The sequence below is a fragment of the Serratia sp. A07 genome (assembly GCF_058725505.1).
Genome location: NZ_JBZXDO010000114.1, coordinates 1 through 2,781, shown reverse-complemented (window position 1 = coordinate 2,781; position 2,781 = coordinate 1). Strand labels below are relative to the sequence as shown.

General features: G+C 56.1%; 4 protein-coding genes and 1 pseudogene. All 5 read right to left on the bottom strand.

Annotated features, from left to right (window positions below; all coding sequences use genetic code 11):
• Nucleotides 1-836: pseudogene (locus AC4PR2_RS28275) on the bottom strand (hypothetical protein); the annotation flags it as partial.
• A complete protein-coding gene (locus tag AC4PR2_RS28270; RefSeq protein ID WP_368443297.1) occupies nucleotides 826-1,551 on the bottom strand; it encodes a TraK domain-containing protein in 726 nt (241 codons plus the stop codon). The pseudogene AC4PR2_RS28275 and the gene AC4PR2_RS28270, both read right to left, overlap by 11 nt.
• Nucleotides 1,541-2,116: a TraE/TraK family type IV conjugative transfer system protein gene (locus tag AC4PR2_RS28265; protein WP_180547200.1), complete on the bottom strand. Its 576-nt coding sequence runs from the start codon at nucleotides 2,114-2,116 to the stop codon at nucleotides 1,541-1,543. Before AC4PR2_RS28265 ends, AC4PR2_RS28270 begins: the two co-directional genes overlap by 11 nt.
• 9 nt (nucleotides 2,117-2,125) lie before the next feature.
• Entirely contained in the window at nucleotides 2,126-2,422 is a 297-nt protein-coding gene (gene traL / locus AC4PR2_RS28260; RefSeq protein WP_492175966.1) for a type IV conjugative transfer system protein TraL, read from the bottom strand.
• Nucleotides 2,423-2,432: 10 nt separating this feature from the next.
• Nucleotides 2,433-2,735 carry a hypothetical protein gene (locus AC4PR2_RS28255; RefSeq protein WP_492175965.1) on the bottom strand — a complete coding sequence of 101 codons (303 nt, stop codon included), beginning with the start codon at nucleotides 2,733-2,735 and terminating at the stop codon, nucleotides 2,433-2,435.
• Between the last annotated feature and the right edge of the window lie 46 nt (nucleotides 2,736-2,781).

The window sequence follows — 2,781 nt, the reverse complement described above, 5'->3', positions numbered from 1 at the left end:
CCCTTGATGCCGGCCTTGCCATAGAACACCGCGTGCCCCTTCACTTCCATATCGATATGCTTGTCACCGACCACACAGGAGAGCGATTTGACGCGCACCTCTGCACGTTCACTGGAGACATCACCGAAAGCGCCGGCGGTCACAAAGCAGTTGTCGAGCTTGCCCAGGCGCTTGTTGTTGGGCAGGTGCGCCATGCCGGTCAGCTTGAACTGCATCGGCTTGAGGTGCTCTTCCCCGGAAACGGACGCGTTGACGTCGGCACCTTCGAGAATGATGGCGTTGGAAAAGGTGCCTGACGGCACATAGAAACTATCGGGCCTGGGCTTTTTTGCCGCATCGACCTTGCTGTAATCGAAGGTGAAGCTGTCAAGCTGGCCACGCTTTACCGGCGCAGGCTGCAACTGATAGTGCGGCGGCTGAGCTGCGGCACCGGAAGCCGGTTGAGCCCCCTGCCCTTCCTGCGCCCTGAGCGACGACATCTGGCCCTGCATGCTGTCGAGCTGTGCCTTGAGTGCGGCATTTTCGCCGTTAACCTCATCGAGCCGGGCCTTGATATCCCCCAGAATGCCCTTCATGTCCTCGACAGCCTTGTTGGCCGCCTGCTCGCGAAGTTGGGCATCAACCAGCACCCCGCCCTGAGCCTCATCGAAGGTATTGCTGACCTGGCCGGTCAGGTTCGGTTCGGCCGGCAGTGCGTCAGCCTCGGTATTCGGATCGACGTCACGGCTGGCCGCCTTGTTCAGATACCAGAACGTGCCAACCAGCAGCACGATGCCGGCGATAATGAGAGTGAACAGCTTCTGCTGCTTCCCCTTTACCCAGCGGTTAATGTTCACGCGCAGCCTCCTCCTCTCGCACGAGCACGATTGCGGAAACGGTCACGCCCGGAGATATCACATCAAGCTGGGGCCAGAACGACACTGCCATCACGCCCGGGCTCCAGAAATATCGCTCATTGAGCTCGATACGGGCATCACTGCGGTTGCTTACATCCAGCCTGACGATACGCAAGCGGTGGCCGCGCCAGGCAGAGACCTCACGAACGGCAAAGGCCTGAAGCACCGAGGGGGAAAGCGGAATACGCCGGTTTTTGGTGTAGACAAACCCCGGCGGCATGTCGTTATTGACAAAGCCGCTGACCAGGCGAGATATCAGCGCGCTGTACCCCGACTGCTCCGCTTCCCAGGTCGCGGCGTCCGCGGTTGCGCGAATAGCCTTGTTGTTGACGATAAGCGATAACCCGGCCTGACGGCGGGGCGTGGCGTGCAGCGAGAAGGTAAAGCCGCTCTCGGTCGTCACATACAGGGTAAAGGGCTTGTCATGTACGGTAGCAAACACCAGACCGCCGGCGTCGGTAACGCGCTGTTCGGTCACGACGCCCTTGGTTGCCAGTATTCCCTTTATGCGATCGTCATTGACGGTGATGTAATTGGGGTCGCTGTTGCTGACGGCCACGCTCACGCGCGCGTTGGGGTTGATGTCTATCTCCTGAGCCTGTGCGCCTGCACAGATTAATGAGACCGCCATGAGCGCTGCGAATTTACTGTTCATTGGGCACCTCCACAAAGGCGTTGAAACACAAACCGTCATTACGCGTATCGAGTCGGATGCGGTAATGCTTCTCTATCGGCCTGGCCTCATTGATGCCATAGGTGAACTGCAGATTGCCGCCAATATCGACAATCCCCTTGTCGGCATTGACGCTGATTTTGGCCGGGTAAAATACCGAACTTCCTTCGTTGATGGAGACGCTGCGGCGTTCGGCGGTGAGCGCGGGTGCCATCACCTTTTCCTGCCCCTCGCAGGCGTATGCCATCAGCAGCTTGTGTGCTGCCTGCGCAGTTGAGCTCGAGATATTGAGGCGAAGATTGACCAGGCTCAGCGCCATCAACCGCAGGTAGCGCGCATCACCGCGTTCGCCGACGAAGCCGAATTCGGTGTTGGCGTTCATGGGTAAAATAATCAGTTGGCGGTTGTTGAGCAGCGCATTGGTGAGGGCACGGTTATCGGAATAAAGCCGATGCGCCAGCAGTCCGCTGATAGCGGCGATAATAAGCATAATCACCAACGCCAGCGCCAGATTGCGGTCACGGCGTGACTTCAGGTTATATTCCATGGAGTGACCTCAGGGTATCCAGTGACGTTTGTAGCTTTCTGGCAATACATCAACAAACAGTCGAAGCCAGCGGGTAGGCAGGAACCAATAGGCAAGGCTGAGCATATAGCTGGAACCCTTTCCTTTCTTTAAGGCACGCATTCCGAAAAAAGCGGCGGCGACGGTTGGCCCGAATATCCACATATTGACGAAGATGGTCAGCGCACAGAGCGGTATATAGAGAACAAATTCATCGCGGGGCAATCCAAACCAACGCTTTGCTTCGGAAAGCGTAGCCGGAAAGACATACCGGTTACGCTGTTCCATAGTTCACCCGTTAAAACAGGCCGGTTACGACGTTAACGAAAAGCAGAACGGCAACGATACCGATGAATACCGCCGGGCTTTTCGACTTGATGAACATCCATAACGCCGCCAACATTTCGACGAAATAGATAACGTAGACAACCGCACTCCCGGCGCCGAATGTCGCCTTCACATCCCCTTTAGCCTTGGCAAAATAATCCTTGGCATAAGCTTCGGTCGCCGGCATCAACATCAACGCCAGCATAAGTACAGTCATAGCTACCGCACCCAAAAAGAGCGGGTTCTTTAGGTACAAGGCTAACTTTCCTTGCATGGTGAAATTCCTCAAGGTTAAAAAAGAAAAAATGAATTTTTATATG